Origin of the sequence: Aureicoccus marinus, from assembly GCF_002954325.1 — a bacterium.
GTDB classification, from domain to species: domain Bacteria; phylum Bacteroidota; class Bacteroidia; order Flavobacteriales; family Flavobacteriaceae; genus Aureicoccus; species Aureicoccus marinus.
This window is the reverse complement of the sequence record NZ_MQVX01000001.1, coordinates 327,720-351,855: the sequence shown is the minus strand read 5'-3', so window position 1 is coordinate 351,855 and position 24,136 is coordinate 327,720. Positions and strand designations below refer to the sequence as shown.

24 protein-coding genes and 1 pseudogene are annotated in these 24,136 nt (G+C 47.1%); 14 read left to right on the top strand and 11 right to left on the bottom strand.

Annotation, left to right across the window (positions count from 1 at the left end; all coding sequences use genetic code 11):
- Nucleotide 1 precedes the first annotated feature (1 nt).
- The 5 genes and pseudogenes from BST99_RS01710 (at nucleotide 2) to BST99_RS01690 (ending at nucleotide 5,058) form a co-directional block, all read left to right on the top strand.
- Nucleotides 2-844, top strand: coding sequence for a hypothetical protein (locus BST99_RS01710; protein ID WP_105000266.1), 843 nt, complete (start codon nucleotides 2-4; stop codon nucleotides 842-844).
- A 176-nt stretch (nucleotides 845-1,020) separates the two neighbouring features.
- Nucleotides 1,021-2,450: pseudogene (locus BST99_RS01705) on the top strand (CCA tRNA nucleotidyltransferase).
- Nucleotides 2,447-3,478 (top strand): COX15/CtaA family protein, encoded by a 1,032-nt coding sequence (locus BST99_RS01700; RefSeq protein ID WP_105000265.1) that lies wholly within the window; start codon nucleotides 2,447-2,449, stop codon nucleotides 3,476-3,478. Before BST99_RS01705 ends, BST99_RS01700 begins: the two are co-directional and overlap by 4 nt.
- Before the next feature lie 23 nt (nucleotides 3,479-3,501).
- Entirely contained in the window at nucleotides 3,502-3,996 is a 495-nt protein-coding gene (locus BST99_RS01695; RefSeq protein WP_105000264.1) for an IS1096 element passenger TnpR family protein, read from the top strand.
- 3 nt (nucleotides 3,997-3,999) lie between these two features.
- Nucleotides 4,000-5,058 carry a nucleoid-associated protein gene (locus BST99_RS01690; protein ID WP_105000263.1) on the top strand — a complete coding sequence of 353 codons (1,059 nt, stop codon included), beginning with the start codon at nucleotides 4,000-4,002 and terminating at the stop codon, nucleotides 5,056-5,058.
- On the opposite strand, the gene BST99_RS01685 is transcribed toward BST99_RS01690, so the two are convergent.
- Nucleotides 5,059-6,117: a hypothetical protein gene (locus BST99_RS01685; protein ID WP_105000262.1), complete on the bottom strand. Its 1,059-nt coding sequence runs from the start codon at nucleotides 6,115-6,117 to the stop codon at nucleotides 5,059-5,061.
- Between the two features lie 76 nt (nucleotides 6,118-6,193).
- Between BST99_RS01685 and BST99_RS01680 the strand changes: the two genes are divergently transcribed.
- Genes BST99_RS01680 through uvrB form a run of 4 tightly spaced genes read left to right on the top strand, consistent with a single transcriptional unit; the run spans nucleotide 6,194 to nucleotide 11,724 of the window.
- Nucleotides 6,194-7,087 carry an ABC transporter ATP-binding protein gene (locus tag BST99_RS01680; RefSeq protein ID WP_105000261.1) on the top strand — a complete coding sequence of 298 codons (894 nt, stop codon included), beginning with the start codon at nucleotides 6,194-6,196 and terminating at the stop codon, nucleotides 7,085-7,087.
- The gene (locus BST99_RS01675) at nucleotides 7,087-7,920 is read left to right on the top strand and encodes an ABC transporter permease (RefSeq protein WP_105000260.1); all 834 of its coding nucleotides are present in this window, start codon (nucleotides 7,087-7,089) and stop codon (nucleotides 7,918-7,920) included. Before BST99_RS01680 ends, BST99_RS01675 begins: the two co-directional genes overlap by 1 nt.
- Nucleotides 7,921-7,946: 26 nt before the next feature.
- The gene (locus BST99_RS01670; RefSeq protein ID WP_105000259.1) at nucleotides 7,947-9,680 is read left to right on the top strand and encodes a T9SS type B sorting domain-containing protein; all 1,734 of its coding nucleotides are present in this window, start codon (nucleotides 7,947-7,949) and stop codon (nucleotides 9,678-9,680) included.
- A gap of 55 nt (nucleotides 9,681-9,735) precedes the next feature.
- Nucleotides 9,736-11,724, top strand: a complete 1,989-nt coding sequence (gene uvrB / locus BST99_RS01665) for an excinuclease ABC subunit UvrB (RefSeq protein ID WP_105000258.1) — start codon at nucleotides 9,736-9,738, stop codon at nucleotides 11,722-11,724.
- Between the two features lie 114 nt (nucleotides 11,725-11,838).
- Here the strand turns inward: uvrB and BST99_RS01660 are convergent, their stop codons facing one another.
- The 5 genes from BST99_RS01660 to BST99_RS01640 form a co-directional block, all read right to left on the bottom strand.
- The gene (locus tag BST99_RS01660; protein ID WP_105002392.1) at nucleotides 11,839-12,252 is read right to left on the bottom strand and encodes an Hsp20/alpha crystallin family protein; all 414 of its coding nucleotides are present in this window, start codon (nucleotides 12,250-12,252) and stop codon (nucleotides 11,839-11,841) included.
- 136 nt (nucleotides 12,253-12,388) lie between these two features.
- Nucleotides 12,389-12,856 (bottom strand): TerB family tellurite resistance protein, encoded by a 468-nt coding sequence (locus tag BST99_RS01655; RefSeq protein ID WP_317046092.1) that lies wholly within the window; start codon nucleotides 12,854-12,856, stop codon nucleotides 12,389-12,391.
- 40 nt (nucleotides 12,857-12,896) lie between these two features.
- Nucleotides 12,897-13,229, bottom strand: coding sequence for a hypothetical protein (locus tag BST99_RS01650; protein ID WP_105000256.1), 333 nt, complete (start codon nucleotides 13,227-13,229; stop codon nucleotides 12,897-12,899).
- A gap of 400 nt (nucleotides 13,230-13,629) precedes the next feature.
- On the bottom strand, nucleotides 13,630-14,823 hold the full coding sequence (gene sucC, locus BST99_RS01645) for an ADP-forming succinate--CoA ligase subunit beta (protein WP_105000255.1): 1,194 nt from the start codon (nucleotides 14,821-14,823) through the stop codon (nucleotides 13,630-13,632).
- A gap of 64 nt (nucleotides 14,824-14,887) precedes the next feature.
- The gene (locus BST99_RS01640; protein ID WP_105000254.1) at nucleotides 14,888-15,526 is read right to left on the bottom strand and encodes an LON peptidase substrate-binding domain-containing protein; all 639 of its coding nucleotides are present in this window, start codon (nucleotides 15,524-15,526) and stop codon (nucleotides 14,888-14,890) included.
- Between the two features lie 159 nt (nucleotides 15,527-15,685).
- Between BST99_RS01640 and lysA the strand changes: the two genes are divergently transcribed.
- The 3 genes from lysA to BST99_RS14840 all read left to right on the top strand — a co-directional run bounded on the left by lysA (nucleotide 15,686) and on the right by BST99_RS14840 (nucleotide 17,610).
- Nucleotides 15,686-16,936 (top strand): diaminopimelate decarboxylase, encoded by a 1,251-nt coding sequence (gene lysA / locus BST99_RS01635; RefSeq protein ID WP_105000253.1) that lies wholly within the window; start codon nucleotides 15,686-15,688, stop codon nucleotides 16,934-16,936.
- Between the two features lie 120 nt (nucleotides 16,937-17,056).
- Complete coding sequence (locus BST99_RS14845) at nucleotides 17,057-17,425, top strand: thioredoxin family protein (protein ID WP_317046091.1); 369 nt, start codon at nucleotides 17,057-17,059, stop codon at nucleotides 17,423-17,425.
- Nucleotides 17,426-17,466: 41 nt separating this feature from the next.
- Entirely contained in the window at nucleotides 17,467-17,610 is a 144-nt protein-coding gene (locus BST99_RS14840) for a hypothetical protein (RefSeq protein ID WP_317046090.1), read from the top strand.
- Between the two features lie 8 nt (nucleotides 17,611-17,618).
- Here BST99_RS14840 and guaB read toward each other — a convergent pair whose 3' ends face one another.
- The 5 genes from guaB to BST99_RS01605 form a co-directional block, all read right to left on the bottom strand.
- Complete coding sequence (gene guaB, locus BST99_RS01625; RefSeq protein ID WP_105000252.1) at nucleotides 17,619-19,091, bottom strand: IMP dehydrogenase; 1,473 nt, start codon at nucleotides 19,089-19,091, stop codon at nucleotides 17,619-17,621.
- A 68-nt stretch (nucleotides 19,092-19,159) separates the two neighbouring features.
- Entirely contained in the window at nucleotides 19,160-20,017 is an 858-nt protein-coding gene (locus tag BST99_RS01620) for a hydroxymethylglutaryl-CoA lyase (protein ID WP_394335597.1), read from the bottom strand.
- Nucleotides 20,014-20,652: a LysE family translocator gene (locus BST99_RS01615; protein ID WP_105000250.1), complete on the bottom strand. Its 639-nt coding sequence runs from the start codon at nucleotides 20,650-20,652 to the stop codon at nucleotides 20,014-20,016. The genes BST99_RS01620 and BST99_RS01615 overlap by 4 nt, the downstream gene beginning before the upstream one ends.
- A gap of 8 nt (nucleotides 20,653-20,660) precedes the next feature.
- Complete coding sequence (locus BST99_RS01610; RefSeq protein ID WP_105000249.1) at nucleotides 20,661-21,728, bottom strand: quinone-dependent dihydroorotate dehydrogenase; 1,068 nt, start codon at nucleotides 21,726-21,728, stop codon at nucleotides 20,661-20,663.
- Nucleotides 21,729-21,766: 38 nt separating this feature from the next.
- Nucleotides 21,767-22,207, bottom strand: coding sequence for a hypothetical protein (locus BST99_RS01605; protein ID WP_105000248.1), 441 nt, complete (start codon nucleotides 22,205-22,207; stop codon nucleotides 21,767-21,769).
- 90 nt (nucleotides 22,208-22,297) lie between these two features.
- Between BST99_RS01605 and pepT the strand changes: the two genes are divergently transcribed.
- Nucleotides 22,298-23,554, top strand: a complete 1,257-nt coding sequence (gene pepT, locus BST99_RS01600) for a peptidase T (protein WP_105000247.1) — start codon at nucleotides 22,298-22,300, stop codon at nucleotides 23,552-23,554.
- Nucleotides 23,532-24,131 (top strand): YdeI/OmpD-associated family protein, encoded by a 600-nt coding sequence (locus BST99_RS01595; RefSeq protein WP_105000246.1) that lies wholly within the window; start codon nucleotides 23,532-23,534, stop codon nucleotides 24,129-24,131. Before pepT ends, BST99_RS01595 begins: the two co-directional genes overlap by 23 nt.
- Nucleotides 24,132-24,136 lie beyond the last annotated feature (5 nt).

Genomic DNA, 24,136 nt, shown 5'->3' with positions numbered 1-24,136 from the left:
CGTGAAACTCATCAAAGAACTCCCCTATTCTCTATTTCACTCCTGGCGACTCAAACAGCGCCCGCTGGAAGAATTGCTCGATCCGAGTAAACCGGTAGTTCCTTTTGTGATTAGTTTGGCCTCTATCGAACCGCGCTTGGGAAGTTTACACTTGGTTATCCGCAGTTTACTGGATCAGAGTTGCCGGCCTAAAAAAATCCTGATCTGGCTCAACGTAGCCTTGAAATCCAAAGTCCCCCCAGCAGTTCATGCCCTGTGCTCCGACCAGGTTGAACTTCATTTTACCCCCTTAAACAGCCCACACAAAAAACTGGTCGGGACCTTAGAACTCTACCCAGACGAGGTGGTTCTTACCTGTGATGACGATATGATGTACCACCGGGAATGGCTTAGCCTTTTCTGGAAGGAACACCAAAAAAGACCGACGGATATCTTAGCCGTCAGAACGGTCTATCTTCGGTATGACCAAGATCAACAACCCCTTCCTTCAGCCGCCTGGAGAAAACCCGCTGAAGGCGAAGTGAACCCAAGGGCATTTCTGCCCATTGGCCAATGGGGTACCCTTTATCCACCGAAAAGCCTGAGTCCTCTTTATAAAGAGGAAGAGCTATTTATGCGTCTGTGCCCGCAAGCTGATGATTTGTGGTTTAAAACCATGGCCCTGCTACAGGGCACTCACTCTCTTCCTACGGATCAAAAGCCAGCAGAACCCATCCCGATCCTGGGCACCCAAAAAGTGGCCCTGAAAAAGACCAATGTCAAGCAAGGCGGAAACACCCGACAATGGAGGGCCCTATCTGCTCATTTTGACTTGCCTTCCCTTTTATTTTTGCCGCAAGACTAAGGCCGTATTCCGCTCTTATTTTACCCAAAGAGAATGGCCCCGTTATTTTAATAGGAGTCGACGATGTGGTACCTTTGCCAGAACTCCATTGGCAGACAAATTCTTCGGAAAGATTTGGCTTTAATTGTCCGTAGAGCACTGCTGAAAGGGGTCTAATTTCCCGGTCTATTCGGTTCATGGCACAAGAAAATCATTCACAGGCTTTAACGGATTCCATTTTTCCATTCATTGGAGAAGTGGCAGACGAACTCGGACTCGAGTGTTACGTCATTGGCGGCTTTGTGCGGGATTATTTATTAGGGCGCCCTCAGGTAAAAGATATTGATATTGTCACCCTGGGAAGCGGTATTGAGCTCGCGCAGGCCGTGGCGAATAAAATACCCGGCAAAACCAAGGTGAGTATTTTCAAGAACTTTGGTACGGCCATGATCAAACACGAGCAATACGAATTGGAATTTGTTGGGGCTCGAAAAGAAAGCTACCGGGAAGACAGCCGGAAACCGGCCGTAGAGGACGGAAGCCTAGAAGACGATCAAAAGCGCCGTGATTTTACGATTAATGCACTGGCCATACGGCTCAATAAAGCCCATTTTGGTGAACTCTTGGACCTTTTGGGGGACAACAGGACCTAGCGGAAAAACGCATTGTCACCCCATTGGAACCTCAACTGACCTTCCGAGATGATCCACTGCGGATGATTCGGGCGATTCGTTTTGCGACCCAATTGAATTTTGCGATAGACCCCGTCTGTCTTCAGGCCATTAAAGATCAAAGGAACCGCCTACAAATTCTCTCCAGGGAGCGCATCGTGGATGAACTCCACAAGATTATGGCAACTCCCAAGCCTTCGATTGGCTTTGCCTTGCTTCACAAAACGGGCTTACTGCATAAAATTCTACCCGAACTCACCCGACTTGAAGGAATTGACGAGGTTGAAGGGCAACGCCATAAAGACAATTTTTGGCATACCCTAGAGGTCGTTGACAACCTGGCGAAGACCAGTGATAAACTTTGGTTGCGCTGGGCGGCCCTCTTACACGATATCGGTAAAGGACCGACTAAACGTTTCGATAAAGAAATTGGCTGGACCTTCCATGGACATGAATTTCTGGGTGGTAAGATGGTGTACAAGGTCTTTAAAAGGCTGCGTATGCCCCTGAACGAAAAGATGAAGTACGTTCAAAAGTTGGTACAAATGAGCTCCCGTCCAATTATTCTCTCTCAGGACTTTGTAACGGACTCCGCTGTACGACGACTGATTTTTGACGCCGGGGAAGACATTGAGGACTTGATGATGTTGTGTGAGGCAGACATCACCACTAAAAACCCCAACAAGCAAAAACGCTACCGGAAAAACTTTCAGGTGGTCCGTCAAAAAATTGAAGAAGTGGAAGCCCGGGACCAGGTGCGCAATTTTCAGCCTCCTGTGAGTGGTGAAGAAATAATGAAGGTCTTTGCTTTGCAACCTTCTCGTGAAATCGGCGTCATTAAAGAAGCCATTAAGGAGGCCATACTGGAGGGTGTGATCCCGAATGAGTACGAGGCCGCCTTTGAGTATATGCTAAAGCAAGGTGAAAAATTAGGATTAAAACCCGTTGGATTATGAACCAGTTTGAACGTCTGGCCTGGTGGAGTTTGATTTTGGTGTATTTGGTGATCGCAGCCGGATCTATTGTGCGCATGACCGGAAGCGGTATGGGTTGTCCTGACTGGCCCAAATGCTTTGGATATTGGATACCGCCAACAGAAGAAGAGGCCTTGCTCTGGCAGGAAAATCGAGAATTTGAGGCTGGGCAGGTGATCATCCGAAATGAAGAACTCAAGGTAGCCAAGCAGGATTTTACCACCGGTGAAGCCTATACGGAAGAGAACTGGGAAGATTACACGCGTCACGACTACGCGGAATTCAATGTCTGGCACACCTGGATCGAATACATTAACCGGCTTTTGGGAGCTCTGGCTGGTCTGGCTACCCTTTTGTTGGCCCTTCGCTCTTTTAGTTTTTGGGGATCCTTCCGGCGGTATGTGTACCTGAGTTGGGCCGTTGTTTTTGGAATGGCTTTCCAGGGTTGGCTAGGAGCAACCGTAGTGTACTCTGTACTCAATCCTTACAAGATCACTTTGCATATGTTCATGGCACTGGTCATTGTATGCCTGCTCCTCACCCTGATTCATTTTCAGAAACACCCGCTAAGGCGCGAGATTTACCCTCAACCTTTCCCCAAGCTCTTTTTGTTTTCTCTCGTACTGACTGCAGTACAAATTTACCTGGGAACACAGGTGAGGGAATACGTCGACGATCAGGTGGAATTTATGGGGTACTACGCCCAGGATCAGTGGTTGGCCCAACCTGAATGGACCTTCTATGTACACCGCTCCCTTTCTTTATTGGTAGTTGCTCTGAACTTTTACCTGTGGTGGGCCATGAAAAAATTGGGATTTGCTCTGGCCGAACTACGGGCTGTTTTGGTCTTGATATTTGCAGAGATTGTATTGGGAATCGCCCTATATTACTTCGATTTCCCTTTTAGCACTCAGCCTTTACACCTGGTTTTAGCCAGTGCCCTGTTTGGACTTCAGTACTATTTGTGGCTGGCCGTTTCTCGCAACAGAGCAAGTAGAAAATCTTTGTAATTTTACGCGTTAGCAATTCAATCATGATTTACAAAATCCGAATTATACTGGATGCGGAAGAAGATGTCTTTAGAGACGTCGCTGTGGAGGAAGAAATCAGTCTGGAGGATTTTCACAATGTGGTGGTTCAAGCCTTTGGCTTCGCCGGAAATGAGATGGCTTCCTTTTACACCTGCAACCAAAACTGGGAACAGGATGAAGAAGTGGCCCTCTTTGATATGGGTGACGCTGTGGAGCCCCCTCGCCTAATGAACGAGGTGCACCTGCAAGAAGTGATGTACGCTGATCAACCCAAGTTGATCTACGTGTACGATTACTTCAATATGTGGACCTTCTTTATCGAATTGGCTGATGTGGTTGAAAAAGAAGCCGGACAACAATACCCCATATTGCTATTCTCCTTCGGAGATATGCCCGCCGAACCCCCTGAAAAGAATTTTGAAGCAGATCCGGAAGTCGACTTCGATGGCTCCTTAGACAGCTACGACGACCTGGATTTTGACGAGAACTGGAATTAATTTATGCTGAACTTATACTCGGCCCAAATCGAGGCCCTTTCCCTGCACCGAGTAGGGAATAAACACAAAGGAGAAACTGTTCTTTTTTCTGACAAGCCACACCCTTTAAATGACGAACTCGCTCACCTGCTGAAGGAATATTTCTTCAAACCCTTTCGGGAGAAGGAAGAAAATTTCTTCCAGTTCGAACACGAGGCCGATCTGGAATTCAATCCTGTCTACCAGTCTATCTGCTCCATTTTTCAGGACCCGGACAGCTTTCACCTGGAATCTAAAAAAATCACTACCCACCTCTTTGAACAGTCCAATCATCCCCACATCAAAAGTGGAGAGGTGTATTTGGCCCACTTCAGCGATGTGGTGCTGGACCAGCAGAAAATAGAAGCCATTGGTATTTTTAAGAGCGAGCTCAAGCACGACTTTTTGGAATTCGCTGAAAAGGCTGATGGTTTGGACCTGTTGATTCGTCAAGGGGTCAACATCAATAAGCTCGACAAAGGCTGCCTCGTGTTTCGGGTCGACCAGGAAGAAGGGTTCCGCGTGCTCTCTGTAGACAGCAACCGCTACGATGCCCGTTACTGGCTAGAGCAATTTTTGGGAGTAAGTCCGCGTACTGACGAGCAATTTTACACCAAGAACTACCTGAAATTCTGCAAGGATTTTGCAAAAGATGTGGTTCTGCCTGCCGAGGACAAGCAGCAGGAGGTGCTGTTTATGAACCGAGCGGTCAACCACTTTGCCAAGAATGATGCTTTTGAAGAAAGTAGCTTCTTAAACGAGGTCATCGAAAACCCAGAGCTCATTCCGGAATTCAAGCACTACAAGGTCGAAAAAGGCCCGAAGTACAGCATTGAGGATGTCTCTCATTTCGATATCGCCAACAAGGCGGTTTCGGAAACCCGCAAGAAGATTAAAAATGTTATTCAGCTCGACACCAACATCCAGATCAAAATGGATTTTATCAACCCGGAGTCTGCTGAGCGTTTTGTCGAAAAGGGCTGGGATGAGGAGAGACAGATGTACTACTACCTGGTCTACTTCAACCGAGAAGAGAACAGCTAATTATCCTTTGGGATTCATGTCTTCGTAGTTACGAATCACAAAATCCAACACGGCTTTAAGGATTTCGCCCATGGTCTCGCATTTGCGGAAGGTCATGTCGTGGGTAATCTCGTAGACTTCTTCCCGTAAGCGCAAGATGTTCTTGTCCAGAGAAATGGAGTCTTTTTCGGCGATCTCGATCAATTCTCGAACCCGGTCTGCTGTACTTTTAAAGCGTTTGGCAATGATGGACCTCTCTTCAATTTGGTACTGATCCACAGATTCCTGCTTGAGTCGTTCACTGACCAGCTCTACCATCCGAAAATTCTCCTTGAAAAATTGGGGACGGTAGACCTTGAGCTTGCCTTCGAAACACTGCTGATCAAAGTCGATAGCCCTGATTTTGTATTCCACATGATCAAAATCGTGAGTGGGTACAATCACATAGTTATACGCCCGCATATCACCGAGTAAACGGATCATGCAGCGCTCGTTAAACTTGACGAATTCTTTGGCCAGTTGAGCCTGCTCTCTTGCACTGCAATCGGGCAGATAGTCTTTAATAAAGACATCCCCTGGAATACCCGCAATGTGCTCCTCAATCAAAGTATCCTTGTAAACCAAGAAGTTTAGGTTGTAAGGCGAAAGCATGTGTTCCAGTTCCAGTCCGTAAATCCGGGAGGCATCGGTCTTTTTGATGTAGAGGTAGGTGTAGTTGTCGTTGAGGATGTTCCTCACTTTCACCCGGAAGGGTTTTGAATTTCCGAAGGTGCAGTAATCCACCGCATCAATATTGAGAAACTCCAAAATACGATCACTACCATCCGAGTGCAGGATAGAATACACCTGCTTCAGGCTTAGGTCAATTTCTTCCCGATCAAAATCAGAGAAGTACACCCGGACCCAGAGCGTGTCTTCGCCGTCTTTATCATGGACGGCAATGGAACCCTGAAACCGCAATAAATCGTCGTAAAAAACAGGAATTTCAATTTGGCGGTTGTATTTTTCAAGGTAGCTCGCTAGAGCAGAAGAAACCGGGAAGGCCGGTTTTTTCTTCGAGAGTAATCGTTCTTCGGACATAAAGTGAATGTAACAAAAGTTTAAAGACTTCGTCTACCTTTATACAACAATACAACCAACACTAAAAGCAATCATATTGGAAACCATTTTAACGGTGAATCACCTTTCCAAGAACTATGGAAGGGTGCAAGCAGTAAAGGACTTGTCCTTTACCATAGAAAAGGGCAATGTCTATGGCATATTGGGCCCAAACGGCAGCGGTAAATCAACCACTCTCGGAATCATCCTCAACGTAGTCAACCGTTCCTCCGGCGATTTCAGCTGGTTTGATGGAACCGTTTCGACTCACGAAGCACTCAAAAAAGTCGGTGCAATCATCGAACGCCCGAACTTCTACCCGTATATGACCGCTGTTCAGAACCTCTCTTTGGTCTGTAAGATCAAGGATGTTCCGGCCGATAAAATCTTAGAGAAGTTAGAAATCGTAGGCTTGCTGGACCGAAAAGACAGTAAATTCAAAACCTACTCTTTAGGGATGAAGCAGCGATTGGCTATTGCCTCTGCCCTGCTCAATGACCCGGAAATACTCATTCTGGATGAACCGACCAATGGTTTGGATCCACAGGGGATTCACCAGATTCGAGAAATTATTAAAAAAATTGCCCAACAGGGAACGACTATTCTCTTGGCATCCCACCTACTCGACGAGGTCGAAAAAGTATGTAGCCATGTGGTCATCTTGCAAAAAGGTGAAAAACTCTATTCAGGTCCCGTAGACGAAATGCTGGCCAGTCATGGCTTTTTCGAACTGCGTTGTGACGATATGGAGAAGTTGAAAAACCTCTTGGAAGAAGACAAGCGGTTTGGAAAAATAATACTGGAGACCGATACCATGACCGCTTATCTGGAAGAAGAAATGTCTGCGGTCGATTTAAACCAATGGGCTTTTAACCAAGGCCTTGTCCTGTCTCACCTTGTTAAACGCAAGGAGAGCCTCGAAGAACAATTCCTAACCTTAACCAAGAAATAATGAAACGTCTCCTCCATATAGAATTCATCAAACTCTGGAACAACCGAGCCAGCCGGGTGCTGATCATCTCGTACTTTGTTCTATTGACCTTTATTGCCCTTGTTGCGGCAATTAAATTTGATATTGGACCGGTTGAATTCCACCTGGCAGATCAGGGGATTTTTAACTTCCCTTATATCTGGCATTTCAATACCTTTATTACGGCCATATTCAAGCTGTTTTTAGCCATTGTAATCGTCTCCATGATGGCGAACGAGTACAGCAACAAGACCTTGAAACAGAACCTGATCGATGGTTTATCCAAGAAGGAGTTTATTGCTTCGAAGTTCTTGACCGTACTGACCTTCGCTGGACTTTCAACGGTTTTTGTCTTTGTACTTTCCATGATTTTAGGACTGATCTATTCGGACTATACCGAAGCGGCCATCATCTTCCGGGATATGGAATTCCTTTTGGCCTTCTTTATCAAACTAACCGGCTTTTTTGCCTTCTGTCTCTTCTTGGGAATTCTGGTCAAACGCTCGGCCTTTGCGTTGGGCTTTTTGATCCTGTGGGTCATTTTAGAACAGATCATTTTTGGTCTTCTCGGATGGAAAGTGGTTTCCTGGGATATGGCCGATAAAATCAAAGGCTTTTTTCCTTTGGAATCCATGTCCAGACTCATCGACGAACCTTTTACGAGGCTCGGTGCAGTGCAGGCGGTAGCCAATCAGGTTGGAGAAACCTTGAAGCTCGATTACGAGGTCCGTTTCACAGAAACTTTAATCACCCTGGTTTGGACGACTCTTTTCATCTATTGGTCGTTTGCACTCCTGAAAAAGAGGGATTTATAGTATCTTAGAGTGTTTGACGAAGTCAGATGCTCAAAAAATTGCTCATACTTGCCGGAATCCTACTCGGATGGTCGCTGCAAGCGCAGGACTGTTCGAGTATGATTACCCCTTTGGATGGTTCCACTGGGGTTTCGGTCGGTACAGCAATTGATTGGGGTGAATCGGCTGGAATTACAAGTTACAAGCTCCGATTAGGGACTACCCTTTTGGGGGATGAACTCGGGGAATTTCCGGTCGGTAACACCACCTTCTACCTACCTCCCCAAGGACTCCCTGAGAACACCACTATTTTCGTAACGGTCATTCTGGATTTCCCTTTTACAATTGAAGACGATATCGAATGCCCTTTGGGATCCTTTACGACGGAAAGCATTACTACCCTGCCCGATTGCGGACAGATGACCATCCCCACGGATGGGGCCACCGACGTGAGCGTCTTTACGGACATCCGCTGGGACTATTCCACCCGGGCTACCTCGTACCGAGTCATTTTGAGAGAAAGCGGAAGCGTTATCCACAATGAAATTGTCACAGGGAGCCTTTCATTCAATCCCCCCACTGTACTGCCAGAAAACACCTTTATTGAAGTGGAAATCATCCCTGTGAATTCCGTGGGAGATGGTGCTTCTTGTTCGACTTTTAGTTTTACCACCGGTGAACTGGTCGCTTTACCAGACTGTAGCCGAATGGTCTCTCCCTTTGATGGAGAAATCAATGTTTCGCTCAGTCCCACCCTCACCTGGGAAGCCTCTCCTAGGGCCACAGGCTACCGGGTGACCATCACCAAAACCCCTACGCCCCAGACGCCCGAAGATACTATTTTGGGTGGCGATGAATTTCCGACCAATTCCACACCCATTATTGACCTGGAACCCAATACCACCTACTTCATTCGGATTGTTCCATTCAACGAAGCTGGAGATGCTATAGGCTGTGTTACCATTGAGTCCTTTTCTACCGAGGTGGGTTGCGGACCTTACTTTGATCCGGTCGTCGGCGATTTTGTAACCCTGGGACCTGAAGCCTCGCTCAATCCAATTGTTTCCATTTGCGAAAACGAATTGCCCTTTACCCTGGATGCACCGGACTTAGCTGACGGCTACCGTTGGTACCGCCTATTGCCTAACGGGCGAACCGAACTCCTAAGTGAAGACTTTTCCGTAGATATTACGGAAGCCGGGCGCTATGCTTACGAACCCTATAACCTGGCCGGACCACTCTTGGATCTGGAATGTCCTAGCTATATGGAGTTTGATGTCTTCTCTTCTGAAATCGCGACCATTGACCGCATTCGAGGCGAATTCCGCAACGGACGCTTAGAACTCGAAGCCATCGTGAGTGGCATTGGCAATTACACCTTTGCCCTGGACAAGGCAGGACCTTACCGAAGCAGTCCGGTCTTTTCAGACCTGGATCTGAATACCTACACTATCTATGTGCAGGACGAGCAGGGCTGCGGGACTACCTCTGCCACTTACCTGATTGACAATACGGTGAATGGCTTCCCCGCTTTCTTTACGCCCGACGGAAACTTCCCGAATGACACTTGGCAATACATTCCGCCTGAAGGGGTGTCACGGGTCTTCCCAAGGATTCGGATTTTTGACCGCTACGGAAAGTTCCTCAAGGAATTCAGCTCGCTTGGAGACGGCTGGGATGGCACCTTTATCGGTCGGCCCTTGCCCGCTTCAGACTACTGGTATGTCGCCATTGACACCCAAGGAAATGTGGTGAAAGGACATTTCAGTTTGAAGCGCTAATCCACTACCTTTATTCACCTTTTTCAATCCATTTTTTTACCCCTAAATCGCACCGATGAAGTTTGAGGTCGTATCTGAATTTAGCCCAACCGGAGATCAGCCGGGGGCCATTACTGAACTCGTTCAAGGCATTGAAGATGGCCAGGAACACCAGGTACTTCTTGGTGTGACCGGATCGGGTAAAACCTTTACGGTGGCCAATGTAGTCGCAGAAGTGCAGCGCCCGACCTTGGTCCTCGCTCACAACAAAACACTGGCGGCCCAGCTGTATTCGGAGTTCAAGCAGTTCTTTCCGAACAATGCGGTGGAGTACTTCGTCTCTTATTACGACTACTACCAACCGGAAGCCTACATTCCTTCCAGTGGGACCTATATCGAAAAAGACCTCTCTATTAATGAAGACATAGAGAGACTGCGTTTGAGCACCACCTCTTCCCTCCTCTCTGGCCGACGAGATGTCCTCGTGGTGGCTTCTGTAAGTTGCTTGTACGGCATCGGAAACCCAGTAGAATTTCAGAAGAATGTAGTGCGCATCAAGCGAGGCGAAATTTTGGCCCGCACCAAGTTCTTGCAGATGCTGGTGCAGAGTTTGTATTCCAGAACCACTGCCGAGTTCAGTAACGGAAACTTTCGCGTTAAAGGAGATGTTGTTGACGTCTACCCCGGTTATGCAGAACACGCCTTCCGCATCCACTTTTTTGGGGACGAAATAGAAGAAATTGAAGCACTAGACCCCCGTAACAACTCGGTTATCGAAGTCTACGAATCCCTCAACATCTATCCGGCCAATATGTTCGTGACCTCGCCGGATGTCTTGCAAAATGCGATTCACCAAATCCAGGACGACCTGGTCAAGCAAATCGACTACTTCAAAGAAATCGGCAGACCGTTGGAGGCCAAACGCTTGGAAGAGCGAACCAACTTTGATCTGGAGATGATGCGGGAACTGGGCTACTGCTCAGGAATCGAAAACTACTCCCGCTATCTGGATGGGCGAGCTCCAGGCACCCGTCCTTTCTGCCTTTTGGATTACTTCCCCGAGGATTACCTCATGGTGGTGGACGAAAGCCACGTGACCATCCCTCAGGTTCATGCCATGTACGGCGGGGACCGTTCGCGTAAAGAGAATTTGGTGGACTACGGCTTTCGACTCCCTGCTGCTCTGGACAACCGTCCTCTTAAATTTGAGGAATTTGAAGCCCTACAGAACCAAGTACTCTATGTGAGTGCTACGCCAGCCGACCACGAACTGGGGCACGCCGGTGGCGTCTACACCGAGCAAGTCATTCGACCGACTGGTCTTTTGGACCCGGTTATTGAAGTGCGCCCGAGTGAAAACCAGATCGATGATCTGATCGAAGAAATTCAAGCCCGGGTTGAACTGGACGAACGTACCCTGGTCACGACGCTAACCAAGAGAATGGCTGAAGAACTCACCAAGTACCTGGCCCGACTCGATATCCGCTGCCGTTATATTCACAGTGATGTGGACACCCTGGAACGGGTAGAAATCATGCAAGACCTCCGCAAAGGGCTCTTCGATGTCCTTATTGGGGTGAACCTACTGAGGGAAGGGCTGGATTTACCTGAAGTCTCTCTCGTGGCCATTATCGACGCCGACAAAGAAGGCTTTTTGAGAAGCAACCGCTCTCTGACCCAAACCGTGGGCCGAGCTGCTCGTAACCTCAACGGAAAAGCCATCATGTATGCCGATAAGATTACCGATAGCATGCAGAAAACCATAGACGAGACAGAGTACCGCCGCAAAAAACAGATGGACTACAATACGGCAAACAACATCACACCCAAAGCTCTGAACAAGAGCTTGGATAATGCCCTGAGTTCAGGATCTACCAACCCTTATGTCTCGAGTTTAAAAACTGAAAAAGCAGAGGAACCTGATCTGAAGTACCTCACCCCGGAGGAAAAGGCCAAAGTCATTCGACAAAAGCGCAAGGCCATGGAAGAGGCGGCGAAGAACCTGGACTTTATGGAAGCGGCCCGACTGCGAGACGAAATCAAGATGTTGCAGACGGAGGAGTAATCCTCAAAAAACGAGACCCCCTTGCCGGGGGGCAAAAGGGTCTCTCAACCAACCAAATAAACCAATCAACATGAAACACCTTGCGGTGCATCTTCTTTTATTACTTTATGCTTATCAACGCTTCGGCTTGGGCAAGGCTTCTTCTCTCTTAGGGAGACTGAGCCTTAGTACTCCGTCTTTATAATCGGCCTTAATCGCCTCGTCATCGATGGTCTCAGGCAAGGTAAAGGAGCGTTTAAAGGAACGGAAGCTGTATTCTTTTCTACTGTAGCCTTCATTGTTTTCTTCCTTGTTCTCTTCGAAATCTGCACTGATGGTCATCAGTTCGTTTTCGACCTCTACATGAAAGTCCTCTTTCTTAAGACCAGGAGCGATGAGCTCCAATTCAAAACCTGTTTCGGTTTCCTTGATGTTCACCGCAGGCTTAAAGCGATTGCGGGGAACTTCTGTTCCACCTAATAGGTCTGTGTATAGTAAGTCGTTCATTAAGGACGGAAATAACAAATTGTTTGTACGAATTGTTTTCATGATGCTAAATTTTAAGATTGAATTGCGTTTATCATTTGCCAGTAAATAGACAAAGGATGTACCAATCCCAAAACGAGTCAAATCAATGCCGTTTTGACAGCTCAACACGAAGTTTTACTGTCATTTTGGCGTTTTTTTAATTGTAATGTGCCCTGAAGATCCTGATGAGGACATCCGGAGGAATAGCATTGTCTGGATACAAGTACATGACTTCAAGAACCTGATCAATCGCAGAAGGAGGAAGCCCCATCCGTAAACCGATGTTATGAAGCTCGTGAATCTCTAACCGATGCTGTTCTTGATCGACATTCATCAGCAGGAGCAAACGATGGAACTGTACCAGCCGTTCGGCTTGGCTTTTTAAGCGCTTCGGCTCAACCTTATTTTTAAGGAGATGTTCAAACGTGGGCTGATCAATGCGAAGTAGACGTGCCACCCCTTGGAGAAAGAGGTATTCCGATTGCTTCATCTGCTCATCGATGCGAGCAAAGGCAATCATTTCGGAAAGTATGCTAAGCTTTTCTTCGTAGGAATTCATCGGGACGTCACTTCCGGTATCTTCTATAACTCCGAAAATGGTCGTTTCGTATAAAAAAAGCCCCAACCGGTTCAGGTTGAGGCCTTTTTTCTTGTTCTCGTTCCTACTATGCAGTAATACGCAAAGGCATAGAATACATCTGGCCTTTCGTCAGACCTTCCGTATCAATCTTCTGATAGTTCAGACGTCCTTTTACAAACAAAGCGACATTCTCATCGGCAGAATCCACTGTTACGATGACAATCTCCCCTTCCTTGTTGATCATAAAACGCACTTGCGCTACCACGTCCTGGTTCGCAGCAAAGTTGTTTTCTTTCAAGAGACCGTGAATCTCTTGGGTAAGTCTTTTTCCGGGATCCTCAGTTGGATTTGGAGTAGCACTTACTTGAGAGAAAGACAACATAGCGGCTGCAGCTAAAACAATACTTACTTTTTTCATGACTGATCGATTTTGATTTGATGATTAATTGATGATTACACGTTAAAGACGGCTATCTATTGAGGATGTTACAACTTTAACTTCTTTTAACAGTCCTGAGTTGCGATATCCTCAACACTTGACCTACTCAAAAGTACGCAGCCACTCCATTCAAATCGCCCAGTATTGTGGGATTTAACCGACAATTAACGTTCTTAACACTAAGCTGTTAATGAATCAAAATCTGTTTAAAAAATGAGATTAATAGATCGGCGAAGAGGTGGTCAAAGACCCGAGAATACCTCAAAAGAAGACCATCTTAGATTGCGATTACCGCAAGAAAAAAAGGGAAATACTGGGGCATAAAAAAAGGGGAAATGTTAACTACACATTTCCCCTTTTCTTTAAAATTATGCTAAGGTTATTTCAAAACAGCCTCTACTTTATCAGCAGCTTCCTTGAACTGAACAGCGGAATGCACCGCCAAACCTGAATTATCAATAATTTCTTTAGCCTCTTCGGCATTGGTTCCTTGCAGACGAACGATAATCGGAACCTGGATGCTGTCTCCCATATTGCGGTAGGCATCAACCACTCCGTTAGCGACCCGATCACAACGCACGATTCCACCGAAGATATTAATCAAGATGGCTTTTACGTTCGGATCTTTCAAAATGATTCGGAAAGCTTCTTCCACACGCTTGGCGTCTGCTGTTCCTCCTACGTCCAAGAAGTTCGCAGGCTCGCCTCCTGCCATTTTAATTAAATCCATGGTTGCCATCGCTAGTCCAGCACCATTGACCATACAACCGACGTTACCGTCCAGGTCAACATAGTTCAAACCAAGCGCTTTGGCTTCTACCTCGATCGGGTTCTCTTCGCGCACATCACGCATCTCTGCGTAGTTTTTGCGACGGAACAAAGCATTGTCATCAATACTTACCTTGGCATCAACCGCCATGATCTTGTCGTCAGAAGTCTTAAGGACCGGGTTGATTTCAAAAAGACTTGCGTCACTTTGCTCGTAGGCTTTATACAAGGCCGTTACAAAACGAACCATCTCTTTGTACGCTACTCCGCTCAATCCAAGATTAAAAGCTACACGACGTGCCTGGAAAGGCAACAAGCCAGCAGCCGGATCAATTTCTTCTGTAAAGATGAGGTGAGGCGTTTTTTCGGCCACCTCTTCGATGTCCATTCCCCCTTCGGTAGAGTACATGATCATGTTGCGACCGGCACCTCTGTTCAAGAGAACAGACATGTAGAATTCGCTGGTTTCACTATCTCCAGGGTAGTATACATCCTCGGCGACTAGAACCTGGTGCACCTTCTTTCCTGCCGCAGAAGTTTGAGGAGTAATCAAATTCATTCCGATGATTTGCTCGGCAATTTCTTCTACCTCTTTGAGATTTTTGGCCAACTTTACACCACCGCCTTTTCCACGGCCTCCGGCGTGAACCTGAGCCTTGATCACGTGCCAACCTGTTCCGGTTTCCTCGGTCAATTGCTTAGCAGCATCTACAGCCTCTTTGGGGGTTGTAGCGATATGGCCTCGTTGTACGCGTACACCAAAACTGGCCAGAATTTCTTTTCCTTGATATTCGTGGAGGTTCATGTATTGACTTTTTCTTTAGGGCACAAAAATAGCAAACAGACCTGATTTCTCATGGGCTTCTGGTCTACAATTCAAATTTCTTGAAGTCAAGCGGGTCGAAATTGCGAAAATGACCGTTTAATTCGATTTTTTGTTTGGTTCTGTCCACTTCTTGCAGCACTTGTATAGTAGTATTGAGGTGGGCATCTATAAAATCCAGCCGCTCGGATTCCCGACTGATTTGCAACATCTTGTATTCCTGCTCTAAGGTCAATCCCATTTTATGAGCGTATTGATAGCTGTTGAATTCTGCTTCCTTTTCGGGCGGTAGCACCACGCCCATCAATTCATAGAGTCGCTTGAGCTTTTCAAAGACAACGGCTCTGCGCTCAGGCGTCCCATCGTTTTCGTGTTCGAGAAAACGGACCAGGCCTCCCGCGTAGGGTTTATCTTTCATCTCCGGTTCAAAGGTCAAAAGCTCATAGACCTGACGCCCTAGGCAGACGACATCCATTTCGCCCCCGGCATAGGTCGTTACGACCTCCACCAATTGGACCTCTGTCCCAAATTGAAGTCGTTCATTGAGGTAAACCGGAATTCCGAAAGTGATGGTCTCGTTCTTACAGTCACTAATTAAGTGCTTGTAGCGGTCTTCAAAGATGTGTAGAGGAACGGTTTCGCCCGGATAAAAAACAGACTGAAGTGGGAATTGGGCCAGATGCATAGGGTTTTTCTTTTAAAGGTAGGCCTCTTTGCTCTGGAGAACAAATGCGCCTTCTACAATGTTATACTTATAACAAGCTGTTATATAGCTGGTAAATTTCTGGAATATTTTGGCCTTTCGCCTGAGGTCAGCTAGTTTTGAAATCATTCTAATACCGATATGAGAGATCAAGATTTAATCGAGGTAGCCCGGGAGTTCGGAAGCCCTGTTTATGTTTACGATTCAGAAAAAATCACCCAGCAGTACAAACGCCTGACCAGCGCTTTTGCTTCTGTACCTCGACTGCGTATTAATTACGCGGTGAAGGCCTTGTCCAACCTCAGCATACTGCGTTTGATGAACTCTCTCGGTAGCGGACTGGATACGGTTTCTATACAAGAAGTTCGCCTGGGACTCACGGCGGGATTTGCGGCAGAAAATATCATCTTCACCCCCAACGGAGTTTCTCTAGAAGAAATTGAAGAGGCCGCTAGCTTAGGGGTACAAATCAATATCGACAACCTCTCGCTGCTCGAACAATTCGGTACAAAACATCCGGATATTCCCGTCTGTATTCGCATCAATCCGCACGTCATGGCGGGAGGCAATAGCAATATCTCTGTGGGGCATATCGATTCCAAATTTGGCATTAGTATTCACCAGACCCCCCACCTCTTGCGTATCATTGAGCTCACCGGCATGCATGTGAACGGTATTCATATGCACACAGGAAGTGACATCCTGGATATCGAGGTCTTTTTGCACGCCTCAGAAATCCTCTTTAATACCGCTAAACACTTCCCCGATCTTGATTTTATCGACTTTGGGAGCGGGTTCAAAGTACCTTATCGCGAGAATGATATCGAGACCAATATTGAGGAATTGGGTGAGAAGCTAAGCCAGCGCTTCAAGGAATTTTGCCAGGAACTGGGCCGCGACATTCAGCTCGCTTTTGAACCGGGCAAATTCCTAGTGAGCCAAGCCGGGTATTTTGTCGCCCCTGTCAATGTGGTCAAGCAAACCACCTCTACCGTTTTTGCAAGTATCGATTCGGGCTTCAACCACCTCATCCGTCCCATGCTCTATGGATCACGACACGAAATTCGCAACCTGAGTAATCCGGAAGGGAAACCGCGCTTCTATTCAGTTGTTGGCTACATCTGCGAAACAGACACCTTTGGTAGCAATAGACGCATCCCCGAAATATCGGAAGGAGATTTACTGTGCTTTGACAATGCAGGCGCTTATTGTTTTACCATGGCAAGCAACTACAATTCCCGCTACCGTCCGGCGGAGGTGCTTTGGCATCAGGGACAGGCCTATTTGATCCGCGAACGCGAAAATTTTGATGACTTACTCAGGCATCAAAAAGATCCCCAGATCGATTTTGCTGCTCAATCGGCTAAAAAGAAAGCTTCCGCAAAAGCTTAATCAATTGTATTTCAGTGTTTTAAGTCTTTTGCCGATTTCTTTTAAGGCAATTTTTTCGTAAAATTGACGTTAGTTTTCTTGCTCCTCTCCCACTAAGGAAAGGAAGTAAAATGAGTTGTCATGAAGAAATGGATAGTAACTATCGTATGGGCATTGGGACTGGTTGTCCCAGTTATGGGGCAGAAAGCAACAATGATGGTTCCGATGGAGGAACCCAAAGAAGAAGTCGTCTGGCTAAGCTGGGAAGAAGCTTATGAACGATCCGTGACGGACGAAAATCCCAAAAAAGTCTTTGTCGATGTTTACACCGATTGGTGTGGCTGGTGCAAGCGGATGGACGCTACCACCTTTAGCGACCCCAAGCTCATGGCCTACATGAGTAAAAAGTACTACCTGGTCAAGCTGGATGCCGAGCAAAAAGCAGACATTGTATTCAAAGGAAACACCTTCAAGTACGTGGCCAGTGGCGTCGTGGCTACCACCAACTAGCCGCCGCTCTACTTCAGGGCAAACTGAGTTATCCGACCACCGTGTTTCTGGATGAAGAGTTTAATATCATCACTCCGGTTCCCGGATTTAGAAAAGCTCCGGAATTCTTCAAAATCGCGCGCTTTGTCGGCGAGGAAGAATACAAAAAAGGCGTTCGCGCTTCCCGTCGTCAGACCGGAAAGTAATCCTTCTTTTATCGGCTGTAGTTAGGAGATTCCTTGGTGATGGTTACATCATGGGGGTGGCTCTCTTTGATCCCGCTGAAGGTGATCTTGACGAATTTCCCGTTCTCTTGGAGACTAGCGATGTCTTTGGCGCCACAATAGCCCATCCCGGCCCGTAGACCTCCAATGAACTGGTGCATGCTTTCGTAGAGCTCTCCTTTGTAAGGAACGCGTCCAACGATTCCTTCTGGAACCAGTTTTTTGATGTCGTCTTCTACATCCTGGAAGTAACGGTCTTTGGAACCTTCTTTCATAGCCTCAACAGAACCCATTCCGCGATAAGACTTGAACTTACGCCCTTCGTAGATGATGGTTTCGCCGGGAGATTCTTTTGTTCCGGCCAGCAGGGATCCCAGCATGACACTGTCTGCTCCTGCCGCAATAGCTTTTGGAATATCCCCGGTGTAGCGTACTCCCCCGTCCGCGATAACAGGGACGCCAGATCCTTTAATGGCTGCTGCCACTTCCAGAACAGCTGAGAATTGAGGAAAACCAACACCGGCGACAACCCGGGTTGTACAAATGGATCCAGGACCAATTCCGACCTTGACGGCATCTGCTCCAGCCTCCACCAGGTAGCGCGCAGCATCCCCTGTTGCAATATTTCCAACGATGACCTCCAGATCCGGGAAGGCCGCTTTAATTTCTTTTAAGGTATTAACCACTCCCAAGGTGTGGCCATGCGCAGTATCAATAACGATAGCATCGACTCCTGCCTGCTTTAGCGCAGCAGCTCGTTCCCCTGCATCGGGGGTTACCCCAATGGCCGCAGCCACCATCAAACGCCCGTACTGATCTTTATTGGCGATTGGTTTTTGGGTCAGCTTGGTGATATCACGAAAAGTAATCAGACCAACCAAGGTGTTGTCCTTATCAACAACCGGTAACTTTTCAATTTTATGGGCCTGCAAGATTCCTTCAGCCTCTTGTAGGGTGGTCCCCTCAGCAGCGGTTACCAAGTTTTCCGAAGTCATGACTTCCGTGATCGGACGGCGGTTGTTGTTTTCGAAACGCAGGTCCCGATTGGTCACGATTCCTGCCAGGCGACCATCGTCGTTGACGATCGGAATACCGCCAATACTGTTTTCTCGCATACTCGCCTTGGCGTCTTCCACTAAGGCTGTCAAGGGAAGGGTAACCGGATCGAGAATCATCCCGCTTTCTGCACGCTTTACCTTTCGGACCTTATTGGCCTGTTGAGCAATCGTCATGTTCTTGTGGAGAACTCCAATACCTCCTTCTCGAGCAATGGCAATGGCCATTTTCGATTCAGTGACCGTATCCATGGCCGCCGAAATAACCGGTACATTCAACCTTAGATTACGGGTGAAGCGCGTGGTAATATCTACTTCACGCGGCAAAACTTGAGAATAAGCAGGAACCAGGAGAACATCGTCGTAGGTCAATCCCTCACCGACGATTTTGGAAAGGTGAGCTTGCATAGCAATTAATGATTAATTGCGTGCAAATATACGATTTTTTCAGGGGTTTTCACCTATGTAATTCCCTCTTAATGAAAGACTGAAAAAAGATCGGAGGCCTTGTTGTAGGCTGCCTCAAAAGCCAATTGATCAACCCCGGTCTGCAGGTCGTGTGTATTGAAGTAACTCAACATTTTTTCGGTCGGCATATTTCCGGTGAGTTCATCCTTGGCCATAGGACATCCGCCAAAGCCCTGTATAGCGCCATCAAAACGACGACAACCGGCCTTATAAGCCGCATCGACTTTCTCGTGCCACTGGTCTGGTCGGGTATGCAGATGTGCTCCGAACTGCATCCCTGGATAACGTGGAATCAAATCGCTGTACAGATATTCAATAATTTCAGGTGTCGAACTACCCACGGTATCCGAAAGTGAAAGAATACCGACCCCTAAGGCCGATAGCCGTTCCACCCATTCAGCGACAATATCGACATTCCAGGGATCTCCATAAGGGTTTCCAAATCCCATAGACAAATAGGTGACCACTTGTTTGTTGGACTTCTCAGCCACCTCGAGAATATCCTTGAGTACGTCCACGGATTGGTCGATGGTCTTGTGTGTATTCCGCATCTGAAAGTTCTCCGAAATAGAGAAAGGGTAGCCCAGAAAATCAATTGGAGGGTGCTCGGCAGCCGCTTGCGCTCCCCTCAAATTGGCGACAATAGCGAGCAGTTTGGTCTTGGATTTATCCAGATCCAGTTCAGCCAATACCTCGGCGCTGTCTTGCATTTGAGGAATCGCCTTGGGCGAGACAAAACTCCCAAAATCCAGGGTGTGAAAGCCACAATTCAGGAGGGCCTGCAAATAGAGGACCTTCTTTTCGGTAGGTATCCAGGTTTTTATACCCTGCATAGCATCGCGAGGGCATTCCACCAGCTCAATCATCCTAATTCTGGTATTGTGGGTTCAACGACCATTAAATATACTGCGATCCCGACGAAAACAAGAATTTGCACCCACTTCATGACCTGACCAACACCGGGTCTTTTTAGGGCTTGAGTAAAAACCCCACCGGCCAGAGCAATACTCCCAAAAACGAACGATGAGACCACAATAAACAAGGCCGTGAGCGTATAAATCTGCAGCCAAAAGGGCCAAGATGACTCAAACAAAAACCCTGGAAAAAAGGCGATAAAAAACAAGCTCACTTTGGGATTCAAAACGTTCATCAAAAACCCTTTCTTATACATAGCGATCAGCAAAGGTGCCTGAGCGTCAACAGAGGCCTCCCCTATTTCCGCAGGACTCCTGAATACCTGATAGGCCAGGTAAAGTAGGTAGGCCGCTCCAAAAAACTGGATTCCATACAAGAGAACCGGCCATTGAATCAACAGGGCCGAAATCCCAAACGCCATATAGGTTGCGTGTACAAAACAGCCCGTCATCAAGCCGGCAATGGTGGCTAAACCATAGCGGAACCCGTGAGTCACACTCAGGGTTAGCACAAAAATATTATCGGGTCCTGGAGAGAGGGCCAGAAAAAAAGTAGCAAAAGTAAAGGCCAGTAGGATTTCGGTCATGGGCGTTTTTAGGTTAGCGCCGCCTCTTTGACTTCTGCCTTGCTGCGTTCCAGAATGGCTTGGTTGATGTTGCGTATCAATTGAGGCCCCTCGTAAACAAAGCCTGTGTAGAGTTGAACAAGATCGGCACCGGCATCCAGTTTTTCTAAGGCATCCTCAGCAGAGTGAATTCCTCCCACTCCAATAATAGGGAAGGCTTTATTACTCTTCTCGGCTAAAAAGCGAATGACTTCAGTGCTTCTGTCTTTTAATGGCTTACCACTCAGACCGCCTGCCTCCGCAACAACTCGACGGGGAGAATTCAAGCCTTCACGCCAAATGGTGGTATTGGTTGCAATAACCCCATCAATTTGAGTGGATTTAACGATCTCAATGATGTCCATCAATTGGTTCTCCGATAAGTCCGGAGCAATTTTTAAAAGAATGGGCTTGGGAGCAATACCCTTTCTCTCAGCAAACCGTTCCCCTTGGGTCTTGAGCTTTCTCAGAAGCAATTCCAGCGGCTCTTTGTCTTGTAATTCACGTAGGCCCGGAGTATTGGGTGAACTGACATTGACAACGAAGTAATCGACATAATCAAACAGCGCTTCAAAGCAGATCATATAATCCAGGATCGCCTTCTCGTTTGGGGTGACTTTGTTCTTTCCGATATTTCCCCCAACCAATACCCGGTGCTCCTTATCTAATCGGTTTACCGCGTCAAATACACCTCCGTTATTGAAGCCCATGCGGTTGATGAGGGCCTGGTCGGCTTTAAGACGAAATAGTCTCTTCTTACTATTGCCCGCTTGGGGCTTTGGTGTGACGGTTCCGATTTCAATAAATCCAAAACCGAAATCGGAGAGTTGATTGTAGAGTTTGGCGTCCTTATCAAAGCCAGCGGCCAGGCCTACCGGATTCGGAAACTTTAGCCCAAAGACTTCCCTTTCTAAGGCAGGGTTGTCCATACGATACCATTTTCTGATCAAAAAAGAGAAACCCAAACGATTGAACACCCGGATGCTGTAAAACGCAAAGTGGTGAATGAATTCGGGGTCGAAAAGAAATAAAATGGGCCGGATGACGTGCTTATACATGCCCTGCAGTTTCGGCAAAAATAGAAACAAATAAGAAACTAACGGCTATCCTTCTTTTTCTTCTGCTTTTGATTCGCTCTGGAAGTGTAAATAGGACTGCTCATGGCCTGGTTACAGAGCTTGATGTACATATTGTACTGTTTATCATTAAAGAGACTGAGCATCTTCTTGTCAATCATCCTCATGTTGGTATGCATGCTGTCGATCACCTGACGGTATTCAAAAGACATGACCAATAAATCTTCTGGCGAGCTTTGCGCATGCAGATCGAGTAAATATTCTGCTCTTTGGGCAAGGAGTTGATTGCGGTAGTTGAGTTCAGCACCCAAATTGGCCAGCTGCTCCTGCTGAACGGAATCCAGCTGAAATACCTCCGCAATGGTCTGGTTGTCCGGACCACCGACACCCAAATAACAATCCTGCTGAGCGACCAGGCCCGTAACGGATAAAAAGCACATTAGAACGAAGGCAATTCTCATATCCAATCGTTTTCTTTAAATTTAGAAAATGGCAATTTAGGGGCCGCATTTTACAGATATATTACCAAAAATTCTGACAAAATCCAATAAATGAACGGACTACTAGAGCGTTTTCTGGAATACGTGAAGGTCGATTCACAGAGCGATCCTCACTCCAATACCAGCCCGAGTACAGCCAAACAAAAAGACATGGCCAAGAAACTGGTGATGGAACTGTATCAGTTGGGATTGGCCGATGTGACCATCGATGATTTTGGTTACATCATGGCTACTCTGCCGGCCAACACCAAAAAGCCAGTCGCCACCATCGGATTTATAGCGCATTATGATACCAGTCCAGACTACAACGGTACGGGAATCAATCCGCAAGTGCACAAGGATTACAACGGAGAGGCCCTACTCATCAACGAGCAGTTGGATGCCTGGCTGCGCCCTGAGGAGTTTCCCGAACTCAATCAATACAAAGGACAAACCCTGATCACAACCGATGGGACCACCCTATTAGGTGCCGATGACAAGGCAGGCATTGCAGAAATCATGACGGCCCTAGACTACTTGATCAAACACCCTAAAATCAAACGAGGACCTATTCGGATCGCTTTTGTTCCCGATGAAGAAATCGGGAGAGGGGCTCAGTTTTTTGACTTACAGCGTTTTGGGGCCGAATGGGCCTATACCGTTGACGGAGGTGGTATTGGGGAGATACAACACGAGAGCTTTAACGCGGCCAATGTTATTGTAGACTTTCAGGGCAGAGGAATTGATCCTGGAATCGCTAAAGGACAAATGGTGAACGCTCTGGGAATGGCTCGGGCTTTTATGGGGATGCTTCCCGCAGAAGAAGTACCTGAAAAAACTTCAGGATCACAAGGCTTTTTCCACATGACTAAACTGTTAGGTGATGTAGAAAAAGCTCGACTACACCTCATCATTAGCGATATTGACGAAGAGCACTACAAAGCCAGAAAAGAACTCCTGGCCTATTGCCGTGATCGCGTCAATGAAGAACAAAAAGGGGACTACTGCAGCCTGAATATTATGGAAGAGTACACCAATATGAAGCCCATCATCGATGAACATCTTCATGCGGTAGAAATCGCCGTACGCTCTATCGTTGAGACGGGCATCAAACCCCTTAATCGACCGATACGAGGCATGACAGACGCTGTTCACCTCAGCTTTAAGGGAATGCCCTGTATCAACCTCTTTACGGGTGGTCATAACTTCCATGGACCCTATGAGTACATCCCTCTAGAAAGTATGGAGAAGGCTGTTCAGGTCATTGTAAGGATCGCAGAGAGAACACAAAAACGCTTCAAGTCCAATGGAAAAATGCGAAAAAATTGACCTCTTTTACCAAGAAGAGCACCCCTTTTCTGAAGGTGTAAATACACTGCGTCAATGGATTAAAGAATGCGGCTTAGAGGAAGACTACAAGTGGCAATTACCCACCTACACCTGGAATAAAAAGAACATTGTAAGCATCGCCAAATTCAAAAAACACTACGGTGTCTGGTTTTTTCAAGGGGGCTTACTCCAGGACGCTGAAGGCGTCCTTCAAAACGCCCAAGAAGGGAAGACCAAAGCCATGCGGCATTGGAAGTTCACAGCCCCGCAACCCGATAACAAAGCCCTGGTAAAGGCCTATGTTTTGGAGGCTTTAGAAAATGAAAAGCAAGGAAAGCGCATTGCCGCTGACCGCAAAGCTCCCCAAGCGGTAGCTCTTCCTGAGCTCCTCCAAAATGAGATGAAAAAGGACGCTGATTTTAAAAGGGCCTTCGAAAGCCTGAGCCCCAGCAAGCAACGCGATTATGCCGAGCACATTAGCTCTGCTAAGCGAGAAGAAACCAAGATAAAGCGGTGGACCACTATTGTGCCCATGATCCTCGATGGCAAAGGCCTCAACGACAAATACAAGAAATAAAAAAC

Excerpts from the sequence above, each read along its gene's own strand:
- BST99_RS01700 (WP_105000265.1), top strand. The coding sequence starts at position 2,447 with ATGAACCAGTTTGAACGTCTGGCCTGGTGGAGTTTGATTTTGGTGTAT.
- BST99_RS01695 (WP_105000264.1), top strand. The coding sequence starts at position 3,502 with ATGATTTACAAAATCCGAATTATACTGGATGCGGAAGAAGATGTCTTT.
- BST99_RS01690 (WP_105000263.1), top strand. The coding sequence starts at position 4,000 with ATGCTGAACTTATACTCGGCCCAAATCGAGGCCCTTTCCCTGCACCGA.
- BST99_RS01685 (WP_105000262.1), bottom strand. The coding sequence starts at position 6,117 with ATGTCCGAAGAACGATTACTCTCGAAGAAAAAACCGGCCTTCCCGGTT.
- BST99_RS01675 (WP_105000260.1), top strand. The coding sequence starts at position 7,087 with ATGAAACGTCTCCTCCATATAGAATTCATCAAACTCTGGAACAACCGA.
- BST99_RS01670 (WP_105000259.1), top strand. The coding sequence starts at position 7,947 with ATGCTCAAAAAATTGCTCATACTTGCCGGAATCCTACTCGGATGGTCG.
- uvrB (WP_105000258.1), top strand. The coding sequence starts at position 9,736 with ATGAAGTTTGAGGTCGTATCTGAATTTAGCCCAACCGGAGATCAGCCG.
- BST99_RS01660 (WP_105002392.1), bottom strand. The coding sequence starts at position 12,252 with ATGAAAACAATTCGTACAAACAATTTGTTATTTCCGTCCTTAATGAAC.
- BST99_RS01650 (WP_105000256.1), bottom strand. The coding sequence starts at position 13,229 with ATGAAAAAAGTAAGTATTGTTTTAGCTGCAGCCGCTATGTTGTCTTTC.
- sucC (WP_105000255.1), bottom strand. The coding sequence starts at position 14,823 with ATGAACCTCCACGAATATCAAGGAAAAGAAATTCTGGCCAGTTTTGGT.
- BST99_RS01640 (WP_105000254.1), bottom strand. The coding sequence starts at position 15,526 with ATGCATCTGGCCCAATTCCCACTTCAGTCTGTTTTTTATCCGGGCGAA.
- lysA (WP_105000253.1), top strand. The coding sequence starts at position 15,686 with ATGAGAGATCAAGATTTAATCGAGGTAGCCCGGGAGTTCGGAAGCCCT.
- BST99_RS14845 (WP_317046091.1), top strand. The coding sequence starts at position 17,057 with ATGAAGAAATGGATAGTAACTATCGTATGGGCATTGGGACTGGTTGTC.
- guaB (WP_105000252.1), bottom strand. The coding sequence starts at position 19,091 with ATGCAAGCTCACCTTTCCAAAATCGTCGGTGAGGGATTGACCTACGAC.
- BST99_RS01620 (WP_394335597.1), bottom strand. The coding sequence starts at position 20,017 with ATGATTGAGCTGGTGGAATGCCCTCGCGATGCTATGCAGGGTATAAAA.
- BST99_RS01615 (WP_105000250.1), bottom strand. The coding sequence starts at position 20,652 with ATGACCGAAATCCTACTGGCCTTTACTTTTGCTACTTTTTTTCTGGCC.
- BST99_RS01610 (WP_105000249.1), bottom strand. The coding sequence starts at position 21,728 with ATGTATAAGCACGTCATCCGGCCCATTTTATTTCTTTTCGACCCCGAA.
- BST99_RS01605 (WP_105000248.1), bottom strand. The coding sequence starts at position 22,207 with ATGAGAATTGCCTTCGTTCTAATGTGCTTTTTATCCGTTACGGGCCTG.
- pepT (WP_105000247.1), top strand. The coding sequence starts at position 22,298 with ATGAACGGACTACTAGAGCGTTTTCTGGAATACGTGAAGGTCGATTCA.
- BST99_RS01595 (WP_105000246.1), top strand. The coding sequence starts at position 23,532 with ATGGAAAAATGCGAAAAAATTGACCTCTTTTACCAAGAAGAGCACCCC.